Origin of the sequence: Marinobacterium lacunae (genome assembly GCF_000705555.1) — a bacterium.
Classification (GTDB): Bacteria; Pseudomonadota; Gammaproteobacteria; order Pseudomonadales; family Balneatricaceae; genus Marinobacterium_D; species Marinobacterium_D lacunae.
Map to the genome: position 1 here is coordinate 354052 of NZ_JMQN01000040.1, position 20177 is coordinate 374228.

General features: G+C 58.1%; 19 protein-coding genes. 10 read left to right on the forward strand and 9 right to left on the reverse strand.

The window, feature by feature from the left end; genetic code table 11:
* The first annotated feature begins 60 nt into the window (after window positions 1-60).
* The 4 genes from ADIMK_RS14235 to paaX all read left to right on the forward strand — a co-directional run bounded on the left by ADIMK_RS14235 (window position 61) and on the right by paaX (window position 4088).
* A complete protein-coding gene (locus tag ADIMK_RS14235) occupies window positions 61-1095 on the forward strand; it encodes a TRAP transporter substrate-binding protein (RefSeq protein ID WP_036189389.1) in 1035 nt (344 codons plus the stop codon).
* Window positions 1096-1106: 11 nt separating this feature from the next.
* The gene (locus tag ADIMK_RS14240; RefSeq protein WP_036189392.1) at window positions 1107-1625 is read left to right on the forward strand and encodes a TRAP transporter small permease; all 519 of its coding nucleotides are present in this window, start codon (window positions 1107-1109) and stop codon (window positions 1623-1625) included.
* Window positions 1626-1673: 48 nt separating this feature from the next.
* Window positions 1674-3002 (forward strand): TRAP transporter large permease, encoded by a 1329-nt coding sequence (locus tag ADIMK_RS14245; protein ID WP_036189395.1) that lies wholly within the window; start codon window positions 1674-1676, stop codon window positions 3000-3002.
* Window positions 3003-3155: 153 nt separating this feature from the next.
* A complete protein-coding gene (gene paaX / locus ADIMK_RS14250; RefSeq protein WP_036189398.1) occupies window positions 3156-4088 on the forward strand; it encodes a phenylacetic acid degradation operon negative regulatory protein PaaX in 933 nt (310 codons plus the stop codon).
* A 296-nt stretch (window positions 4089-4384) separates the two neighbouring features.
* On the opposite strand, the gene ADIMK_RS14255 is transcribed toward paaX, so the two are convergent.
* The 7 genes from ADIMK_RS14255 to ADIMK_RS21990 form a co-directional block, all read right to left on the reverse strand.
* On the reverse strand, window positions 4385-5155 hold the full coding sequence (locus tag ADIMK_RS14255) for a transporter substrate-binding domain-containing protein (RefSeq protein WP_036189400.1): 771 nt from the start codon (window positions 5153-5155) through the stop codon (window positions 4385-4387).
* 474 nt (window positions 5156-5629) lie between these two features.
* On the reverse strand, window positions 5630-6433 hold the full coding sequence (locus ADIMK_RS14265) for an ABC transporter ATP-binding protein (protein ID WP_036189406.1): 804 nt from the start codon (window positions 6431-6433) through the stop codon (window positions 5630-5632).
* The gene (locus ADIMK_RS14270) at window positions 6430-7335 is read right to left on the reverse strand and encodes an ABC transporter permease (RefSeq protein WP_036189409.1); all 906 of its coding nucleotides are present in this window, start codon (window positions 7333-7335) and stop codon (window positions 6430-6432) included. Before ADIMK_RS14270 ends, ADIMK_RS14265 begins: the two co-directional genes overlap by 4 nt.
* Window positions 7336-7352: 17 nt before the next feature.
* Window positions 7353-8324, reverse strand: a complete 972-nt coding sequence (locus tag ADIMK_RS14275; RefSeq protein WP_156042925.1) for an ABC transporter substrate-binding protein — start codon at window positions 8322-8324, stop codon at window positions 7353-7355.
* Between the two features lie 54 nt (window positions 8325-8378).
* Window positions 8379-9440, reverse strand: a complete 1062-nt coding sequence (locus ADIMK_RS14280) for a Glu/Leu/Phe/Val dehydrogenase family protein (protein WP_051692968.1) — start codon at window positions 9438-9440, stop codon at window positions 8379-8381.
* A 3-nt stretch (window positions 9441-9443) separates the two neighbouring features.
* Window positions 9444-10688, reverse strand: coding sequence for an amino acid aminotransferase (locus ADIMK_RS14285; RefSeq protein WP_051692969.1), 1245 nt, complete (start codon window positions 10686-10688; stop codon window positions 9444-9446).
* 102 nt (window positions 10689-10790) lie between these two features.
* Window positions 10791-10949, reverse strand: a complete 159-nt coding sequence (locus tag ADIMK_RS21990; RefSeq protein ID WP_156042927.1) for a hypothetical protein — start codon at window positions 10947-10949, stop codon at window positions 10791-10793.
* Between the two features lie 305 nt (window positions 10950-11254).
* On the opposite strand from ADIMK_RS21990, the gene ADIMK_RS14290 reads away from it, so the two are divergent.
* From ADIMK_RS14290 to ADIMK_RS14300, 3 genes are read left to right on the forward strand one after another with little or no spacing between them, the layout of a single operon-like run.
* Window positions 11255-12214: a bifunctional helix-turn-helix transcriptional regulator/GNAT family N-acetyltransferase gene (locus ADIMK_RS14290; protein WP_081849801.1), complete on the forward strand. Its 960-nt coding sequence runs from the start codon at window positions 11255-11257 to the stop codon at window positions 12212-12214.
* Window positions 12215-12253: 39 nt separating this feature from the next.
* The gene (locus ADIMK_RS14295; RefSeq protein ID WP_156042929.1) at window positions 12254-13027 is read left to right on the forward strand and encodes an AzlC family ABC transporter permease; all 774 of its coding nucleotides are present in this window, start codon (window positions 12254-12256) and stop codon (window positions 13025-13027) included.
* Entirely contained in the window at window positions 13024-13344 is a 321-nt protein-coding gene (locus ADIMK_RS14300) for an AzlD domain-containing protein (RefSeq protein ID WP_036189415.1), read from the forward strand. Before ADIMK_RS14295 ends, ADIMK_RS14300 begins: the two co-directional genes overlap by 4 nt.
* Window positions 13345-13355: 11 nt before the next feature.
* Here ADIMK_RS14300 and ADIMK_RS14305 read toward each other — a convergent pair whose 3' ends face one another.
* The gene (locus tag ADIMK_RS14305) at window positions 13356-13814 is read right to left on the reverse strand and encodes an Lrp/AsnC family transcriptional regulator (protein ID WP_036189418.1); all 459 of its coding nucleotides are present in this window, start codon (window positions 13812-13814) and stop codon (window positions 13356-13358) included.
* Window positions 13815-14002: 188 nt separating this feature from the next.
* Between ADIMK_RS14305 and ADIMK_RS14310 the strand changes: the two genes are divergently transcribed.
* From ADIMK_RS14310 to ADIMK_RS14320, 3 genes are all read left to right on the forward strand, one after another.
* Window positions 14003-16096, forward strand: coding sequence for an alpha-ketoacid dehydrogenase subunit alpha/beta (locus ADIMK_RS14310; RefSeq protein ID WP_036189421.1), 2094 nt, complete (start codon window positions 14003-14005; stop codon window positions 16094-16096).
* A gap of 2 nt (window positions 16097-16098) precedes the next feature.
* Window positions 16099-17370 (forward strand): dihydrolipoamide acetyltransferase family protein, encoded by a 1272-nt coding sequence (locus ADIMK_RS14315; RefSeq protein WP_036189424.1) that lies wholly within the window; start codon window positions 16099-16101, stop codon window positions 17368-17370.
* Window positions 17371-17537: 167 nt separating this feature from the next.
* Window positions 17538-17771 (forward strand): hypothetical protein, encoded by a 234-nt coding sequence (locus ADIMK_RS14320; protein ID WP_036189427.1) that lies wholly within the window; start codon window positions 17538-17540, stop codon window positions 17769-17771.
* A gap of 308 nt (window positions 17772-18079) precedes the next feature.
* On the opposite strand, the gene hglS is transcribed toward ADIMK_RS14320, so the two are convergent.
* Window positions 18080-19486, reverse strand: a complete 1407-nt coding sequence (hglS, locus tag ADIMK_RS14325; protein WP_036189429.1) for a 2-oxoadipate dioxygenase/decarboxylase HglS — start codon at window positions 19484-19486, stop codon at window positions 18080-18082.
* Between the last annotated feature and the right edge of the window lie 691 nt (window positions 19487-20177).

Below are 20177 nucleotides of genomic sequence, written 5' to 3' on the forward strand. Positions count from 1 at the left end.
CGGACCTACCCGTCCATCCGGCGTTTGATGAAGACCGAAAACAATAAAAAGGACACTTCAATGAACTTGAAAAAACTGCTCGCAACCTCCTCCCTGATGCTGTCACTCGGCGCATTGCCGGCATTTGCCGCCACCGAGATGCGCGTCGCCACCTGGCTGCCGCCGACCCATCCGCAGAACACCGATGTACTGCCCACCTGGGGCAAGTGGATCGAAGAGGCCACCGAGGGTCGCGTTACCCTGAAGCTTGAATACAACATGGGCCACCCCAAGGACATGTTCGCTCTGGTAGAAGATGGCGTTGTCGATGCCAGCTGGACCTTCCACGGCTATGTACCGGGCCGCTTCCGCCTGACCCAGATCGTGGAACAGCCGGGTCTCGGCGCCGATGCTGAAGCCGCGTCCGTTGCCTACTGGCGCGTCTACGAAAAGTATTTCACCAAGGCCAACGAACATGACGGTCTTGAACTGATGGGCCTGTTTACCCACGCCCCGGGCCAGATCCAGACCGCCAACCCGATCTCCAGCCTTGCAGATCTCAGGGGCATGAAAATTCGCCTCGGCGGCGGCATTCAGGGCGAACTCGGTGGCCGCATGGAGGTGACACCGGTTAACGCACCGGCCTCCAAGGTGTACGAAATGATGCAGCAGGGCGTGATCGACGGTACCTTCCTGCCGGTCTGCGAGCAGAAAACCCTGCGTCTGAGCGAAGTCGCCCCCAACCTGACACTGCTGCCGGGCGGCATGTATCTGGGCAGCTTCGCCATTTTCGCCAACCCCGACTTCCTCGACAGCCTCGATCCCAAGGATAAAGAGGCGATCATGAAGGTATCTGGCGAGAAACTGTCGCAGATGGCCGGACAGGTCTGGGACCAGTGCGGTGTCGATGCGCTGAAAGCCAGCCGCGAAGCGGGTGTCAATGTGGTTGAAGTGGGCCAGAACGATCCGATGGCCAAGCAGTTCCAGACCCTGTCCGAAGGTATGGACAAGGTGTGGATCCAGTCCGTTTCCGATCTGGACGTGGATGCCGAAAAGGCCCTGCAGGAGCTGCGCGACACCGCTCGCAACTACAAGCCCAACGTGGCGGCAAACTGAGGTAAGGACCCATGCACTTCTCGCAATGGTTGCATCAGCACTACCATGAGAAGGGTCCGATGGCCTGGCTGGCGTTTCTGCTTGAAGCGCTGGCCGGATCCATCCTGCTGGCCCTGGTATTGCTAACCTGTGTCGACGTGTTCGGGCGCTACTTCTTCGGTAACGCCGTGGACGGTGCTACCGAGATGACCGAGATCGCACTGGCGATCATCGTGTTTGCCGAGATTCCAGTGATCACCTGGCGCGGCACCCACGTGGTGATCGATGTGCTCGATGGCGTGTTCGGACGCTGGGTCAAGGGGCTCGAAACCCTGTCAGCGGTGCTGATATCCGCCATGCTCTACCTGCTTGGCGATACCGTGATGGGGCAAGCGGCTCGGGCACTGCGCCGCAACGTGACCACCGAATACCTGCACCTGCCGGTGGGCGACATCATCCAGTATATCGGCATCATGTGCTGGCTTACGGCCGCCTGTACCTTGAGCTGGGGCATCTACCGCATATTCATGCGGCGCGAACAACACAGCTAACCCAACGGTTCCACCACCATAACGATAACAACGCCGAGGTCCACAGCCATGACTATCGCGCTGATCAGTTTCGCCATCCTGTTGCTATTGATCGTCGTTCTTCGTATTCCGCTCGCGTTCGCCATGGCACTGGTTGGCGTGGTCGGCTTCGCCTGGTTGTCCGGCCTTGGCTTTGACAACCTGACCACCTTTCGCTGGCACGGTGCGCTGGCCATGGCCTCTTCGCGGGTGATCTCCACTGCGCAGGAGTACAGTCTGTCGGTGATTCCGCTGTTCATTCTGATGGGCAATCTGGTCACCCGCTCGGGCCTCTCGCACGAACTTTACCGCGCATCCCACGCCTTTCTCGGTCACTTCCGTGGCGGTCTGTCGATGGCCACCGTTGTTGCCTGCGGCGGCTTCTCCGCGATCTGCGGATCGAGCCTTGCCACGGCGGCCACCATGGCCAAGGTCGCCATGCCGCCGATGCGCAAATACGGCTATGACGACAGTCTGGCCAGCGCCTCTATCGCCGCCGGTGGCACCCTGGGCATCCTGATTCCGCCCAGCGTGATTCTGGTGATCTACGGCCTGCTCACCGAGTCGAGCATTCGCGAGCTGTTCGCGGCGGGCTTTATTCCGGGCATGCTCGGCATCCTGCTCTACCTCGCCGCGGTCCGGTACATCGTCTGGCGCCACCCCGAACGGGGACCTGCCGGTGAACGTACTACCTGGCCCGAGCGCGTGCAGGCGCTTAAACAGGTGCGCGGCATCCTCGGCCTGTTCATTCTGGTGATGGGCGGTATCTATCTGGGCGTCTTCACCCCCACGGAAGCGGCCGGCATCGGCGCCGGCGGTGCCTTCGTCATCGCCCTGATGCGCCGCTCACTGAACCTGCCGGTACTGTTCGAGCTGGTCAGCGATACAGGACGCACCACCGCAATGCTGTTCAGCGTGGTGATCGGTGCGCTGATCTTCTCCAACTTCATCACCCGCGCCGGACTGCCGGAGGATCTGCTGGCACTGGTGACCGGCCTTGGTGTTTCACCGATGATGGTGATCTTCGTGATTCTGCTGATCTACGTGCTGCTCGGCATGGTGTTCGAGAGCCTGTCGATGCTGTTGCTGACCGTGCCGGTGTTCTTCCCGCTGGTGCAGAGTCTGGGCTTCGATCCGGTGTGGTTCGGGATCGTCGTGGTCGTGGTCACCGAGATCAGCCTGATCACGCCACCGGTGGGCATGAACGTGTTTGTACTCAGCGCTGTACTGCCCGATGTTAAAACCGGCACCATCTTCCGCGGCATCACCCCGTTCTGGTGTGCCGATATTCTGCGCCTTGTGCTGATCACCAGCGTGAGCTGGATCTCGCTGGTACTGCCAAGGCTGCTCTACAGCTAATCAGGCTTCAAGTGCACTAGCCGTCCTTGGGTGGCCCTTGAGGCCACCCCTTTTCTTCCTTGTCGATCAACCCAGACCGAGCATCGGGTTTTCACCGCCGAGGCCCGCTTGTACACTACAACCTATTCAAACTCGGGGATTTTCCGGCCGTTCATGAGCAGCTCAACTCACCTCAACGCACTGATCAACCAGTTCCGCAGTCAGCGGCCCATTCGCGCCGGTTCACTGATCATTACCGTATTCGGCGACGCCATCGTCCCCCGTGGCGGCAAGGTCTGGCTGGGCAGCCTGATCAACGTGCTGGAACCTTTGGGTCTCAACCAGCGTCTGGTGCGCACGTCAGTATTTCGCCTGAGCAAGGAGGAGAACTGGCTGGCCGCCGAGCAACTGGGCCGACGCGCCTACTACAGCCTGACCAGTCAGGGGCGGCGCCGGTTCGATCAGGCGTTCAAGCGTATCTATGTACCAGCGGTACAGGATTGGGACGGTACCTGGAGTCTGGCGGTGCTGTCTCAGGTTCCGGCCGAGACGCGCCAGCAGGTGCGCGATGAGCTTCAGTGGATGGGGTTCGGCGCCTTTGGCCCTACCCTGATGGCGGCACCACACTGCGACATGCTGGAGGTGCGCAATACCCTTCAGGAGCTGGACGCGCTGGACAGCACTATCCTGTTTGAAACCCGTGAGGGGGTTCAGCACTCCGCCAAGGCGCTGCGCGCGCAGTCGCGCGAATGCTGGAATCTGGATCAGATCAACGACAGCTACCGCAGTTTCCTCGACCGCTTCCGTCCGGTATGGCAGGAGATGAGCAACCAGAAGCAGCTTGATCCACAGGAGTGCTTCATCGCCCGCACCCTGCTGATCCACGAATACCGCAAGGTATTGCTGCGCGATCCTCAGCTACCGGCGGAACTGCTGCCGTCAGACTGGGGCGGCACCGCGGCGCGCCAGCTCTGCCACAACCTCTACAATCTGGTGTGCAAGGGATCCGAACAGTATATTGGCCGCACCATGGAAACCGCCGACGGCCCCCTGCCACCGCCCTCGTCTTCGTTCTACAAACGTTTCGGCGGTCTGAACGAGCAATAATCCCCAACAAGAAAATGCCGGCAAGCGCCGCTCCTGCGCCTCTATACGCTCGCGGCATACCTACCTCCTATACATAAAAAAGGGAGGCCAAAGGCCTCCCAGCAAGACGGCAGATGGTAATCTGCCAATGGACACTCTTTTCACTGACCGGCAAGTGGCGCGATCAGAAGCAGGCCCTGTGCCACAAACATACCGTAGCTGCAGCGACAGCTGTTCTGAGCTATGTTACCTTGCCGCCGAACATCAGCCTCGGTGTAATGACAGACACATGTGCAGGGTCAGCGGTCATCACTGAGTTATTGCAGAGAATTCCGCTTCATTAGCTCTTGATCAACCCCTTTTAGCTTCATCTCATCCATCAGGAAATTAACGGTATTTAACAAACGCTGTTCACCGCTCGGGATTAGATAGCCAAACTGGCTTTTAGTGAACGGATCGTTTTCCCGAACAGCTTCCAGCCCAGGGTCGGTAACCTGGTAATACAGCGCTTCCGGGGTCTCAGTCACCATTACATCGACTTTACCTTCAAGCACAGCCTTGGGAACATCAAGGTTATTTTCAAAGCGTATCAGCGTCGCATTTTTAAGATATTCATTAGCAAATTTCTCGTTTGTACCTCCAATATTAACTCCGACTTTAACTTCAGGGAGATTTACTTTTTCCAATGTATTGAACTCTGACTCTCTACCCTGCGCGACCAAAAAGCACTTGCCAAAAGTCATATACCCTTGACTCTCTTCCGCAGCCATCTGACGCGCTATACGCCTCGTAATCCCGCCCATGGCGATGTCATACTGATTTTCTTCCAACCCGGTCAACAACTGTTTCCAAGTTGTTTGTACAAACTTAACCTCTACTCCCATCTCCTTCGCAAAATATTCAGCAACATCAATGTCATAACCTGAAAAACTTTCCCCATCGTAGAAGGAAAAAGGTTTATAATCACCTGTCGTACCCACCGTTATATAACCTTGCTTTTGAATATCCTCCAGACGATCGGCGTATGCCGTCACACTGAACGAAAACAATGCGATCAGTACAAAAAAACATTTTTTCAATTTGTTCATTTTTTGATTCCATTTATTAGTTATAAGCCACTTTCAAAGAACCTACTTTCAATTAAAAACAAGCATGGCCCCAGAATTAAAACTTATAAAATCAATATGCCTATTTTTTCAAAAAACTCAACAAAACAATTACATGGTCATTATTAAGCACTGAAATGAGACGTCCTCCATTCCAAGCAGAGCTCAGATATTCATCGAATATCATATGCATCGCGTCAGTGTGTAAAAACATGAAATGCGCCTCCAGGATCCTCTGGCGACTCGTCGAAGCCTCCACGAACTCTGCACCCTTAGGCACTGTAATCACCGTCCGCGATCGTAATCGATGTAGCACAAGAAACGCCTAAGACGGTGAAAACCAGAATTCGTATGCTCAATTTCATGCACCTCTATTCTTTCGCTGTTTGTAGCTGACCCTGTGGCGCCACACTCGCGGCCGACGCTTGCAGGGTCCCCAGGCCAGCAACAAGGGGATTAGCTTCCCAACAAAAGCTTGTCATTGTCGAGCTCTTCGCCATCGGGACGGATCTGCGCAAACAGGTTGAGCAGATCCTTGACGCCGTAGCGGCTGCGCTCCTCACCGGCCAGATCGAAGGCAACCTGCCCCTCATGCATCATGATGGTCCGGGTGCCGTGATCGAGTGCCTGGCGCATGGAGTGCGTCACCATCAGCACCGTGAGCTTTTTCTCCGCCACGATCTGGTCGGTGATATCCATCACCAGCGCGGCGGTTTTCGGATCCAGCGCCGCGGTGTGCTCATCCAGCAGCAGGATCTTGCTCGGCTGCAGTGCCGACATCAGCAGACTGACCGACTGACGCTGGCCACCGGAGAGCAGCCCCATCTTGGCATCGAGGCGATCCTCAAGGCCCAGATTGAGGCGGGACAGCTGCTCGCGGAACAGCTTGCGCAGGTGCTCGTTCAGCGCCAGCGTCAAACCACCGCGGTTGCCGCGACCGTACGCCAGCGCCATGTTCTCCTCGATGGTCATGTTGCCGCAGGTACCGGCCAGCGGATCCTGAAACACGCGAGCCACATCGCGGGTGCGGGCGGGTGCCGACAACGCGGTCACATCGCGGTCATCGAAGTAGAGCCGTCCGGCGCTGCTGCGGATATCACCGGCAATGGTGTTCAGCAGTGTGGATTTACCGGCACCGTTGGAACCGATAACGGTGACAAATTCACCCTGCGGAATGGTCAGATTCACCCCGCGCAGGGCGCGCTTTTCAGTGGCCTGACCGGCGTTAAAGGTGACTTTCAGATGTTCACAACGGATCATGCGGCACCTCCCTGAGCGGCCTTGCGCGCTTTCCATTCACGGCGGAACTGCGGCAGGATCAGTGCCAGCCCCACCAGTACGGCGGTAATCAGGTTAAGGTCAGAGGTGGTGAAGCCCAGGAAGTCGGCGTTCAGGGCCGCCGAGACCGCCAGACGGTAGAGCAGCGAGCCGAGGATGCAGCTGAACACAATCACCAGCATTGAGCGGCTGTTGAACAGACTCTCGCCGACAATCACCGCCGCCAGACCCACCACGATGGTGCCGATACCCATGGTTGAGTCGGCAAAACCGTTGGTCTGGGCGAACAGCGCACCGGCCAGTGCAACCAGACCGTTGGACAGGGCAAGACCTGCGAAGATCTTCTCCTTGATCACTATGCCGTTGGCCTGCGCCATGCGCGGGTTGGCACCGGTGGCGCGCATCGCCAGCCCGTACTGAGTGTTAAGAAACCACGCGATCAGCAGACCGATGGCGATCACCACCACCGCAACAAAGATCAGCGTCATGTACATGTTGGGGATGCCCAGCGCCTCGAAAGGCGTCAGCACCGTCTGCTCGGAGATCAGCGCCAGATTGGGTTTGCCCATGATCCGAAGGTTGATGGTATACAGCGCCGTCATGGTCAGGATACTGGCCAGCAGGTGCAGTATGTTGAAGCGCAGGTTAAGCCAGGCCGTGACCACACCGGCCACGGCACCGCCAAGTGCGGCGCAGATAGTCGCCAGATAGGGGTTAAACCCGGCGATGATCAGGGCCGCGCACAGCGCCGCCCCCATCGTAAAACTGCCATCGACAGTCAGGTCGGGAAAATCGAGCACCCGGAAGGTCAGGTATACACCGACCGCTACAAGACCGAAGATAAACCCGATCTCAAGTGTGCCCAGAAACGAGAATAGAGACATGGGGATAGACCTCGTCTTTACTGAATCACCTTGGTGGTGCGTTTAAGCACGGACTGCGGAATCTCCACACCCATGCGTCCAGCCATGGTGGTGTTCACGTACAGATCAGACCCCACCGCGACACGCACCGGAATATCACCGGCCTTCTCGCCCTTGAGAATGCGCACCACAACAGCGCCGGTCTGGCGACCGATATCGTGGTAGTTAAAGCCAAGAGCCGCCACCGCACCGCGCTCTACAGAGCCGGTATCACCGGAGAACACCGGAATTTTGGCGTCGATGCCCACCTTCACCACCGACTCAAGCGCGGTGAGAATGGTGTTGTCGGTCGGACAGTAGATCGCATCGACAGCGCCGATAAGCTTCTGCGTGGCCATCATCACATCGGAGGATTTCGGTGCCGGTGCCTCGACGATCTCGATGCCGATTTTGGCGGCCTCCTCCTTCAACAGCGCGACGATCGCAACCGCATTGGGCTCACCCGGGTTGTAAGGCACACCGAGCGTTTTCAGGTTCGGCAGGAATTCGCGGATCAGCCCCAGATGCTGGGTAACCGGGGTCATGTCAGAGAGCCCCGTCACGTTCTTACCCGGTGCTTCGTAGTTGGACACGAGCTTGGCCGAAAGCGGATCGGTCACGGCGGAGAACACCACCGGAATATCGCGGGTGGCGCTGACCAGACTCTGCGCCGACGGCGTGGAGATACCGACGATTACATCGGGCGCTTCGCCCACCAGCTTGCGGGCGATCTGTGCGGCCATCGCCGGGTTGCCCTGGGCGCTTTCGTAGGTGAACTTCAGGTCATCGCCGCTGAAGCCGTTCTCTTCCAGTGTCTGTTTGATGCCGTCACGCACCGCATCCAGTGCCGGATGCTCGACGATGGCCGTGGTGGCCACAAACACAGGTGCGGCCTGTGCGGCCGAGAGTGTCAGGGTGGTCGCGGCAACGGCAGCGGTCAGCAGCTTCTTCAGATTCAGTGTGGGTTTCATGGATAGCACTCCGGTTAGTTATGTTTATTCAGGTTGTGCAGTCATCGGTTAGGGTCAGGCCGCGGCGCGTGGCTGACAGGCATCGAAGCCCGCTATCCGCTCCGCCCCGATCAGGTCGGCGGCATGACTGGTGGCAATGGCGCGCTCATCGGCCAGGGTGAACACCTCATCAAGGGTCACGGCGATCTCATTAACCTTGTTCCAGACCCAAGCGTCGTCGCTCTTTTCCAGATCGCCGGCAACCGCCAGCAGCCCGCCGCAGTTGACGATGTAGTCCGGTACATAGAGCACGCCACGACGGGCCAGCTCGACACCGTGATGGGGTTTGGTCAGCTGGTTATTGGCGGCACCGGCCACGATATCGGCCTGAATCTGGCCGATGCTGTCATCGTTAATCACCATGCCCAGCGCGCAGGGGCTGTAGATATCCACAGGCTGAGCATGGATCACGGCAGGATCGACAATCTCGATGCCAAGGCTGCTGCGGGCACGCTCTACGGCGTCCGCCTGCACTTCAGCGGCCACCACCTGTGCGCCACGCTCCAGCAGCAGCTCGACCAGTTTGAAGCCCACCTTGCCAAGGCCCTGAACGGCCACGCGACGCCCGCTCAGGTCATCACTGCCGTAACGGTGACGGGCCGCTGCCAGAATGGAGGTCAGTACGCCGTAGGCGGTCACCAGATCCGGTGCCAGCCCGGCGCGTCCGCCCAGGTGAGCGGTGCGCTCGGCCATAACTTCCACATCATCGGCACTGAGGCCCACATCGACACCGGTTTTCACCTTGCCACCGAGGCTTTCGACAAAATCGCCCATGGCCAGAAAAGTGGCGCGGCGGTCAATCGTCTCGGGGTTGGCGATCATCACCGATTTGGAGCCACCGTAATCGAGCCCGGCCAGCACCGACTTGTAGGTCATACCGCGGGACAGGCGCAGCACATCGGTGAACGCTTCCTGTGCATCGGCATAGTTGCGAAGGCGACAGCCGCCCACAGCGGGCTTGCCGTTCCAGGCCCGGTGCACGGCGGTAATCGCCTTGAGTCCGGTTGCCTCGTCAAAGTGCATGTACACGTTCACGTGGTTGTCGAACTCGGGATGATCAAACAGGACAGTATTCATGGATCAGATCTCCACTGCTTTTCTTGTATCGGAGGAGGTGCGCTTTACAAACGATGTGCCGACGGTTTGCGCCAGCGCATCAACGAAGTAATCGACGGAGCGATTGCTCAGCCCCGCCAGATTGAAACGGCCAGAATCGACCAGATAGATGCTGTACTGCTTGCGCAGCGCCACCACCTGCTCGCGGGCGATGCCCAAGAAGGAGAACATGCCGCGCTGGTGGCGAATATGGCGGAAATCCCCGGCTACACCCGCGTGCTCCAGACGGTCAACCAACTGATGGCGCAGGTAACGGATCCGCTCGCGCATGGCATTGAGTTCACTCATCCACAGGGCATTCAGGCGCGGGTCGTCCAGAATGGTTTCCACCACCGCCCCACCGTGGGCAGGCGGCATGGAGTAGTGGCTGCGGATACGGCTGAACAACTGACCACCGGCACGCTCGGTCTGCGAGGCGGTGCGCCCAATCAGGAACAGCGCGCCGGTGCGCTCACGGTAGAGGCCAAAGTTCTTCGAGCAGGAGGTTGCTACCATCATCTCCGGCAGGTAATCGGCCAGATAACGCACGCCGTAGGCGTCTTCATCCAGCCCCTCGCCGAGGCCCTGATAGGCGATATCGACAAACGGCATCAGGCCACGGCGTTCGATCAGCTCGGCCAGCGCCCGCCACTGCGCCGGTTCCAGATCGGCACCGGTCGGGTTATGGCAGCAACCGTGCAGCAGCACAATGTCGCCCGCCTCTGCCCGGTTGAGCGTATCGATCATCTCGCTAAAGCGGATGGTGCGCTGCTCAGCGTCGTAATAGGGGTATTCGCGGATCTCAAGGCCTGCGCCTGCAAGCAGTGGGCGGTGGTTAGCCCAGGTCGGATCGCTCACCCAGATACGCCCGGTGGGGCTGCACGAGGCCAACAACTCGGCACCGATGCGCAAGGCACCGCAGCCACCCGGCGTCTGCGCAGATACCACGCGTTGCTCGCGAATAACTGTGTGATCGCCGCCGAATACCAGCTGAGCCATCAGGCGGTTGAAGCCCTCGCTTCCTGCAGGGCCGATATAGCTTTTGCTGGTTTCATGCGCCAGCAACAATCGTTCGGCACTGGACACCGCCTGCATGATCGGCGTCTTCCCTTGCTCATCCTTGTACACACCAATGCCGAGATCGAGCTTGTTCGGGTGCGTGTCGCACCGATAACGCGCCATCAGCGCCAGAATCGGATCTTCGGCTACGGGTTGCAGCTTTTCGTACATCGAAAGTCCACCTTAGATCTGCACGGCCCTCAGGCTGCGACGATGCCGCCGCGCCGCCATGCTCGGATTGAATGGGAGTTGGTAATATCAGATGTCCGGCGGTCAGTAGCCCGGCGGAGCGCTGAAGAGTCGGGCGTAGACAATCTCGCCGCGGGGGTTCAGCTCAGAGAAGGTAAAGGAGCGTGCGGGGAGAGCGCATAGCGCCAGACCACACAGGTCACTGGATGACAACTGGATTGAAGGGGATCTATCGCGGTTCATTCCGCACCTCAGCATGACTTTCTTATTGTTATGCCAACCGCAGTTGATTGCTCCGCGGATTGGTCAGGCTGCAAACCAGTCTATCCCTTTCATTGCGAAAGGTGCTTAGAAGTTCAATGACATTACCGTCACGAATTAAAAGACTCTTCGACCAATAACCCTTTAACGAAAGAATCTTTACTTCAAGCACCGTATGGTGAAGAGATAACCGCAATCAGCACAGTGCCACTTGCCTCACAGCCGCCTTAGCCAATATTATGTAACCAGTTACGTAATTACTTACAAAGCCGAGATACACACCCCTCATGGATCAAATGCAGAGCTTTGGCAGCCTGTCGCTGGGCAGCCGGTTACGGCGGCTTTCCGACCGGCTGGTCGCCGATGTGGTCGATATCTACAAGTCGCAGGATGTGGAGCTGAACCCCACCTTCTTCCCTCTGTTCAACCTGCTGTACCGACAAGGGGCCATGTCGGTCACCGAGGCGGCGGACCTGCTGGGTGTGACCCATCCGGCGATCAGCAAGATCGCCCGCAAGATGCTCTCCGAACAGTGGCTGAGCAAAACCACCGACCCCAGCGACGAGCGCCGCCAGTTACTGGCGCTGAGCGAGCGCAGCCACCAACTGCTGACACGCATCAAGCCGATCTGGCGGCAGATACAGACACATCTCGATGCGATGATGGCGCTTCAGCAGCACCCACTGCTGGCCGCGCTGGACGAATTCGAGACACAGCTGGAACAGCAGGGCTTCAAGGCGCCGGTGCTGGCGGCATTGGCCGACGTTCAACCCTGCACCGAGATTGAGATCCTCGGCTGGGACAGCCAGCTGCGCGATCACTTTCGTGACCTGAATCTGGCCTGGCTCAACCGCTATTTCAATGGCGAACTGACCAAGCAGGACGAACAGGCCCTGTACAACCCTGAAGGACATTATCTGTCACGCGGCGGCTATATCTGGTTCGCCCGCGCAGGCGGAAAAATCGTGGGTTGCTGCGCACTGGCACGAAAAGATGATCAGCGTTTCGAGATATCGAAGATGGGCGTTGACAAGAGCTGTCAGGGTCAGGGCGTCGGCCGCCGGCTGATGCTCACGGCGCTCTCCAAGGCGCGGGAACTGGGCGCGAGCGAAGTCTATCTGGAGAGCGCTACCCTGCTGGAGCGGGCGATCAACCTCTACCGTAACCTGGGTTTCCGCGCGGTGCCCCACCCCGATGGCCAGTCGAGCTATCCGCGCTCGGATATCTACATGACGCTGACGCTTTAAACCTGGCTAACTCGATAACACCGATGGGCGGAGAGACTGATGTCCACTACCGAATTCCCCATGTCTGTCGCGCGCCGACAGGCGTTTCTGGCCGGTGCCAAGGCCACCATTCCGCTGATTGTCGGTGCCATCCCTTTTGGCATTCTGTTCGGCACACTGGCTGAACCGAGCGGCCTGTCGGCGCTGGGCGCGCTGGCCATGTCACTGATCGTATTTGCCGGCGCCAGCCAGTTTATCGCGCTGGGCCTATTATCGGCGGGGGCTGCATTGCCGGTGATCATCGCCACAACGCTCGTGGTCAACCTGCGCCATATGCTCTACGCCGCCAACCTGGTGCCCAGGATTCGTCACCTGCCGCAGCGCTGGCGCATTCCCATGGCCTTTGGCCTAACCGACGAAACCTTCGCGGCGGTGAGCAGCCACTACCTGCAACAGGAAGACGATAAAGCGCTGCACTGGTTCTATCTGGGGTCATTTCTGGCCATGTACAGCAACTGGGTGTTCTGCACGGCCCTTGGCGTGGGCCTTGGCAAGATGTTTCCCGACATGACCCGCTGGGGGCTGGACTTCGCCATGTCGGTCACCTTTATCGGCATGGTGGTGCCTTACCTGCGCAGCACACCCATGTGGACAGCAGTGATCGTATCCGGCGCGATGGCGATCGCCACCGCGGGCATGCCGCATAAGCTGGGGCTGATGGTCGCCGCCCTCTGCGGCATCGCCACCGGGCTCTCGCTGCAGTTGCTTAAGCGCCGCACGAGCGCAGAACAGGCTAATAGCGGAGTGGATAAATCAGAGGAGGCCGCACAATGAACGAAGTCGCGTTGATTTTCGGCATGTTCGTGGCCACCTTCAGCGTACGCTATCTGCTGTTCGCTGTGGCGGGCAGAGTACACTTCCCGCCCTGGCTCAACACTGCACTGGGCTTTGTGCCGCCCACGGTGCTCACGGCTATCGTCGCACCGGCTGTACTGATGCCCGAAGGCGAGCTTTGGCCGAGCCCTGCCAACCCCTGGCTGCTGGCCGCGCTGGTGGCGGTGGTGGTCGCACTGGTGCGGCGCGACCTGCTAACCACCATTCTGGTCGGGATGGCAGCCTTTATGCTGCTGCGTTTCGGTTTGGGCTTGTAGGCACCAACGCATCAGCCGATCGGCAGGGTGGTCTCGTTTTTCAGCTCGCGCAGCGCAAAATGGGACTGCACCTGCCCCACCCCTTCCAGGGTAAAGATCTTTTCGTTGATGAACTGATCGTAGCTTTGGATATCCGCCACCACCACATGGATCATGAAGTCCGCATCGCCGGTAATCGCAAAAAACTGCAGCACCTCCGGATAGGAGCTGACGGTATCCTCAAACAGCTTCTTGCTGTCGGCATCGTGCCGTAACAGCGAAACCGTCAGGATCGCCCTCAACCCCCGCGCCACCTTGGATGCATCAAGCAACGCCGTGTACTGACGGATCACCCCCGCCTCCTCCAGCGCTTTGACCCGACGCCAGGTGGCCGCCGATGACAGGCCGATCTTTTCGGCCAGCTGCTGGTTGGTAATGCGCCCATCCGCCTGCAGCGTGTTCAGGATCTTGCGGTCATAGGAATCGAACATGGCGGCACCTTGTGAAATATTCTTTCTTATAGTTAGAGATCAAAAGAATACTCTTTCTATATTCATAAAATCCACCGAATAATAGAAAGCTCATTTCGCGATCTCTGGCGTAGCATTTTCTCACCTGAATAAGCGTTTCGCTTAGCACAACAAAAACAAACCTGTACAAGCAGGATCAGGAGACAACTATGCCCGCCATCCAACGCGCAGAGACCGCCTGCGAGCCCCAGCTGGACTGGGAAGTGATCGCCTACCAACTTCTGCTGTCCCGCGAACTGGACGATCTCGAAGAGAACACCCTGGTACCGGCCAAAGAGGTGCTCTACCAGTTTTCTGCCCGCGGCCATGACCTGAGCCAGATCATCCTTGGCCAGCACCTGACCCACCCGCGCGATGCGGTTAGCGGCTATTACCGTTCGCGCCCGCTGATGCTCTCACTGGGGCTGGATCTCACCGATGCCCTCGGTGGCCCGCTGATGCGCGCCGGTGGCTACAGCGACGGCCGGGATATCGGCGTCGTACACAACCTGCCCAACCTGAACGGCCCATGCGGCCTGCCGATGAGCGGCGGCGTCGGTGCCCAATACACCCCTATCGCGGGCTGGGCACAGTCGATCCGTTACCACCGCGAAGTGCTAAACGATGCCAGCTACGCCGGCTGTATCGGTGTCGCCCACGGCGGTGAAGCCTCCTGCTCCACCAACGGTTTCTGGTCAGCGCTCACCATCGCCACCACCCAGAACCTGCCGATGCTGTTCTACATCGAGGACAACGGCTATGGCATCTCCACCACCTCCGACTACCAGACGCCCGGACGTGACATCGCCGCTAACCTGGCGTCATTCAAAAACCTGAAGATCTACTCTGGCGACGGTACCGAACCGCAGGAAGCCGCCGAGCTGATCGGCAACGCCGTGAGCTGGGTGCGCGAACAGCAGGGCCCTGTGCTGCTGCGCCTGACCGTGCCGCGCCTGAGCGGACACTCCGGGCAAGACACGCAGGGCTACAAAGATGAAGCCACCCTCGATGCCGAGCGCGCCCGCGATCCGCTGCCAAAGCTGAAAAAATATCTGGTGCCCTCGCTGATGAGCGAGCAGAAGTGGAGCGCACTGTGCACACGCGCCGCGCAAGATGTGGCCGAGGCGCTGGAGCGGGCCCGTGCCCGCCCTATCCCCTCACCGGAAAAAATCACCCGCCATGTGTTCGCCGAGACCGACGACCTGGGCCAGCCCGAGCTTCAGCTACAGGGGGGTATTGCGCCGTTCAAGCCGGAATTCCCCGCAAGCTCCACCTCTGCCCGCCCCGAGGGCAAGCGCATCAACATGGTTACGGCGATCCGCCAGACGCTGGACTACGAGCTGGAGCACAACCCGCGCATGGTGGTGTTCGGTGAAGATGTCGGTCCCAAGGGCGGCGTGCATGCCGTGACACTGGGCTTGCAGAAAAAGTACGGCGTCGAGCGTGTATTCGACACCAGCCTCTCTGAGGAGGGGATCATCGGCCGTGCGCTGGGCATGGCTCAAGCGGGGCTGCTGCCGGTGCCGGAGATCCAGTTCCGCAAATACGCCGACCCGGCCGAGGAGCAGCTGAACGACTGCGGCACCATGCGCTGGCGTACCAACAACCGCTTTGCCGCCCCGATGGTGGTGCGCATCCCAGGCGGCTTCTTCAAGTGCGGCGATCCCTGGCACAGCCAGGCCGCGGAGGTGAAGTGGGCACACGCGATCGGCTGGCAGGTGGCGATCCCCTCCAATGCCGAAGATGCCGTGGGCCTGCTGCGCTACGCCCTGCGCGACAACAACCCGACCATCTTCTTCGAGCACCGCAACCTGCTCGACGACAGCTCCGCCCGCCGCCCCTACCCCGGCGACGAGTTCATCATCCCGTTCGGCAAGGCGGCACGTCTGAGCCAAGGCGACAAGCTTACCCTGGTCACCTGGGGCGGCATGGTGCCGCGCTGCCAGAAGGCGGTGGAACTCAGCGGCCAGTCGGTGGAGCTTTACGACCTGCGTACCATCTCGCCCTGGGACAAGGACGCCATTCTTGCCTCGGTACGCAAGACCGGGCGCTGCCTGATCGTGCATGAGGACAACTTCACCGCCGGTTTCGGCGCCGAGATCGCCGCCACCCTGGCCGACGAGTGCTTCTTCGAGCTGGACGCACCGATCCAGCGCCTGACCATGCCGGATATCCCCAGTCCGCATCACCCGGCGCTACTCAACGCCGTGGTGCCGACCGCGGAGAAGATCTGCACCGCGATCAACGAACTGCTGGAGGTGTAATCATGACCGCATCGATCGATATCACCCTGCCGGAAGACCAGCTCGAAGGCACCTCCGCCACCCTGCTCGCCTGGCTGGTCAAGCCGGGCGACCGCGTGACCCAGAATCAGCCGGTGGCTGAACTGGAGACCGACAAGGTCACCATGGAGGTCGCCGCACCCTGCGATGGCATCGTCAGCACCCAGCAGGTAAAAGAGGGCGACGAGATCATACCGGGCATGGTAGTGGGCAGCATCAGCGCCGGTGACAGCCATTGTGAGGCCAACGATGCGCCCCCTCCTCAGGCACCTGCCATTGAGCCCAGCCGGCGCCAGAATAATGCCAACCGCAGCAACGGTAGTGAGCAGTTACTGAGCCCTGCCGTGCGGCGCCTGATGCGCGATCATCAGATCGACCTCAGCGGCATTGAAGGCAGTGGCAAGGCTGGCCGTATCACCAAGAGCGACCTGCTCGCCCATATCGCCGACAGCCGCCCGAAAGCGCAGCTGATTCAAGCGCCGCAAGTGGAGCCGCGCCCTGCCATCAAGCCATCCGAGGCTGAACCGGCCAGGCACGCGCCAGAGAGCCACTCGCCGAGTGCGTCAACCCTGCGTCCGCACAACACCATGCGCAAGCAGATCGCCAGCCATATGGTCGAGAGCCTGTTGCACACCGCGCCGCATGTCACCAGCGTGTTCGAGCTCGATATGAGCGCCATCCAGCGCCACCGCAGCGCCAACAAAAAGGCGTTCGAGGCCCAGGGCGTGAAGCTCAGCTTCACCACCTACTTCATCGCAGCCGTGGTCAAGGCGCTGCAGGCCGTGCCCGAAGTGAACAGCCGCTTTCACGACGACGCACTGGAGATGTTCCACGATGCCAACATCGGTATCGGCACAGCACTGGGCAACGATGGACTGGTGGTACCGGTTATCCACAAAGCGCAGGATTTGAACCTGCTCGGCATCGCCCGCCGCCTGCAGGAACTGACCGACGCCGCCCACAACGGCAAGCTGAAACCGGCGGATATGCGCGGCGGCACCTTCACCATCTCCAACCACGGCGTCAGCGGATCACTGCTCGCCGCGCCGATCATCATCAATCAGCCACAGGTGGCGATTCTTGGTATCGGCAAGATGCAAAAGCGTGTGGTGGTCGAAGAGATCAATGGCGTGGATGCCATGGTGATACGACCGATGTGCTACCTCACCCTCAGCATCGATCACCGCGCACTGGACGGTTACCAGACCAACACCTTCCTCAGTATTGTGGTGGATACACTGCAGAACTGGTCATGAGCCCTCCGCCCCGGCCAAGGAGGGATTGGCTGGGGCGACAGTGATCTATCTGAAGCTCAGCGACATACCACTGACGGTATTCTCCCCGAGGTTGCCCATAGTGCTTGAGCGTTACACCTTTGCACGCCATGATGAAAGCAACATAGGTTCAAAAGAGGGGCAACTTCATGAGCAAATCGATCAAGGTTGTAGTGAAGCACAAGAGCGAGAGCACACCCCAAGACCCAGAATGGGTAGCCAAACAAGACGAAGCGCTTCACTTTGTCCGGGGTTTACGCAAGAAGGGTGACAACCTAAAGGTGATGGTGGACAAGCTTAACGAGCATGGCCATTTAAGACCCGACGGCAAGCCTTGGGACTACGACAGTCTGAACACCTTCATTCACGAGCAGAAGCTTTAAGAAATAGACAACAGCAACCTGGCAAAACGCTATGCTGTCTATTCTTGGCGCAGCGGCCCTATCATTCCAACGCCACGGTAGTGAATGGGCCACCCCTAAAACCTGCCTTGACGTTATCTGTGCCATTCATAATTAGACGTCCATATCACTTCGAGAGTCCTCTGTGGCGCTACCGATACAGAACTTCCACCAACCACCGATTGGTCAGCCGACTTCACGACCGTTCGAAAGTGTCTTCTGTGAAATACCAATAAAAACACTTCGTCGGGCCGTGAGCCAAAGTTGTTTACCAGAATAACCTTTATCGATTACAGATTAATCTGTTGTAGTTTCAGAAAGGTAGCGCATTCGTGAATTGAGCGTTTCTGCGTGTCAGCATAGAGTGATAGCTCATCCAGGACCTTCTGACCCAGAGCTTCCTGGAACTGGGTTTGATTGGAGGATATTGAGTAGTGAGCTTGAGAATTATCTCCAAGATTAGATTGGAAGATGCCTGCTGCGCTCACAGGCAGGAAATCTTCGTATACCAACGGCTCGTACTCTATGAACCCACCAGCGATAAGATCATTTAAATTGCTTGGTAGCTCAGTTTTTTCAATGGCTCCGTAACCTTTTTTTGTTACGAAATATCTAAAGTAGGCAAGCCCTTGGTTATGGATCTCTTCATAGTTATCTGGGAAGTCTTTAAAGTAACTTTCCAAAAGTTCGATATAGCGTTGTGAGTTTTCCTCGTTTGGGAATTCCCCTAGCTCATTTCTGGCTGCATTAAGCAACTCGTCGTACAGAGTACGGCCTTTCGGCGTCAACGCTGCACCACGCTCTTCTATCTCACCAAAGCGAGCGGTGTGGCTGCCATCAGTGCCATGTTGGTCCGTAAACGCGACTTTTTCCTGAAGCGCTTTGAAGCTAGTTTGGCGTAATAGAATGGGGCAATTTCGGCGTGGCGGTCCCTCTACAACAGCTTTTGGGGTGATCCCACGTGTAGGCATGCCGGCCTGGATCTGATCTATGTCGAGAGTTCGAGGGGTTAGGTGATTAATATGTGGCCCCTTAAAAGCGACTACGTCTGCGATCAGGCGATGCTGTGCATGCAACTTGTCATACTCTGCTGCGGTGACCGTTGCTTTTGTGTGCCAGCGGAAAGTCTCTAGAGCTTCTTTGATGAATTCGTCAGCCTCTTCAGTATTAAGGCCGCCTTCGGTTTCAAACTGCTCGATCAGTTCAATGGCTCGTGGAGTGAAAATATTTCGTTTCGCTAGAGTTTCTGATGCAAGCTGACGCAGTTCTGGATCGTCGATCAGCTCTAATCGAAGAAGAGAAGTAAAAACACGGAAAGGGCTGGTTTGCAGCTCGTTCTCATGGATAGCACGAAAGCATGTTGAGTGAACAGGAACGCCAGCAGGGCTAAGGTCGTAATACCCCACTGGACTCATGCCCATAACAGCAAAAAGCCTTCCAATTGTAGCAAGCTCTGCTGCAGTCCCAACCCTTATGGCTCCGTGCCGTTCCATTGACAGTCGCTCGATTTCACCAGTGCGTTGCAAATGCGCTTTAATTTCCGGCTGTTCAGCCAGCACCTTGTTATTAACACTTGATACCAAATCGAGAAGATCCCCATACAAAGGGACTTCGTTCTGGTACATGTCAGACATGTAGCTTGAGAACCTAGCTCGAATTTCAGATGGGCTGACGAATGAGGGACTGTTATGGGACATTTTAAACTAATCTCCTGAAGCCTGTTTTATTCTTAGGTTGGCGGTTAGTGCAAACCCTTTGGTAATCATGTGCGCACTTAATTTCCACCACAAGCGATATAAATTCGGTATTTCATTCCTTAAGGGAAGGTAACTCTGCCCCCCCTTTTTTCACTGCCGCGTTAACGTGGAGATATCCCGACCAGTGCGCAGTGAGACCGGACTTAGTTATAGAACACTCGCCAGGCTTCTATTTCCGGTCAGGCGCCGTCCAGTGTAAGGGAACCATTACCTCGCTTGCGAACCGCTACCGCTGCCATTTTTCAGTACTGCCGGTAACCCTCGGAAGCGGAAAATACGTGTCAGAGTTTCTTTGACATCCTCGCCTGTGGGACTTTGGCCATTCGTCATACCCCGGCCCCCTGTGTATACACGGTCGACGAGGGTCAACAATCGTTGTCGGCGACCGTCAAGCAGAGCATCCGAGACAAAATACATCCCCCAGATATGTGCTGCGTTTCGGCCGCTGAGCCTCAGTAACAGTCCCAGTTCGCGATAAAGCCGGTAGACGCGCTTATGATTGTCCCACCAGCGTTCCCTTTAGAGCTGGGCGTGCACACAACGATAGGGAACATGTGAACAAGTCCCCCGCATGAGACAATCCCCGGCACAAACACATTGAGGATGTTCGGATGGATCAGCAGCTCACATT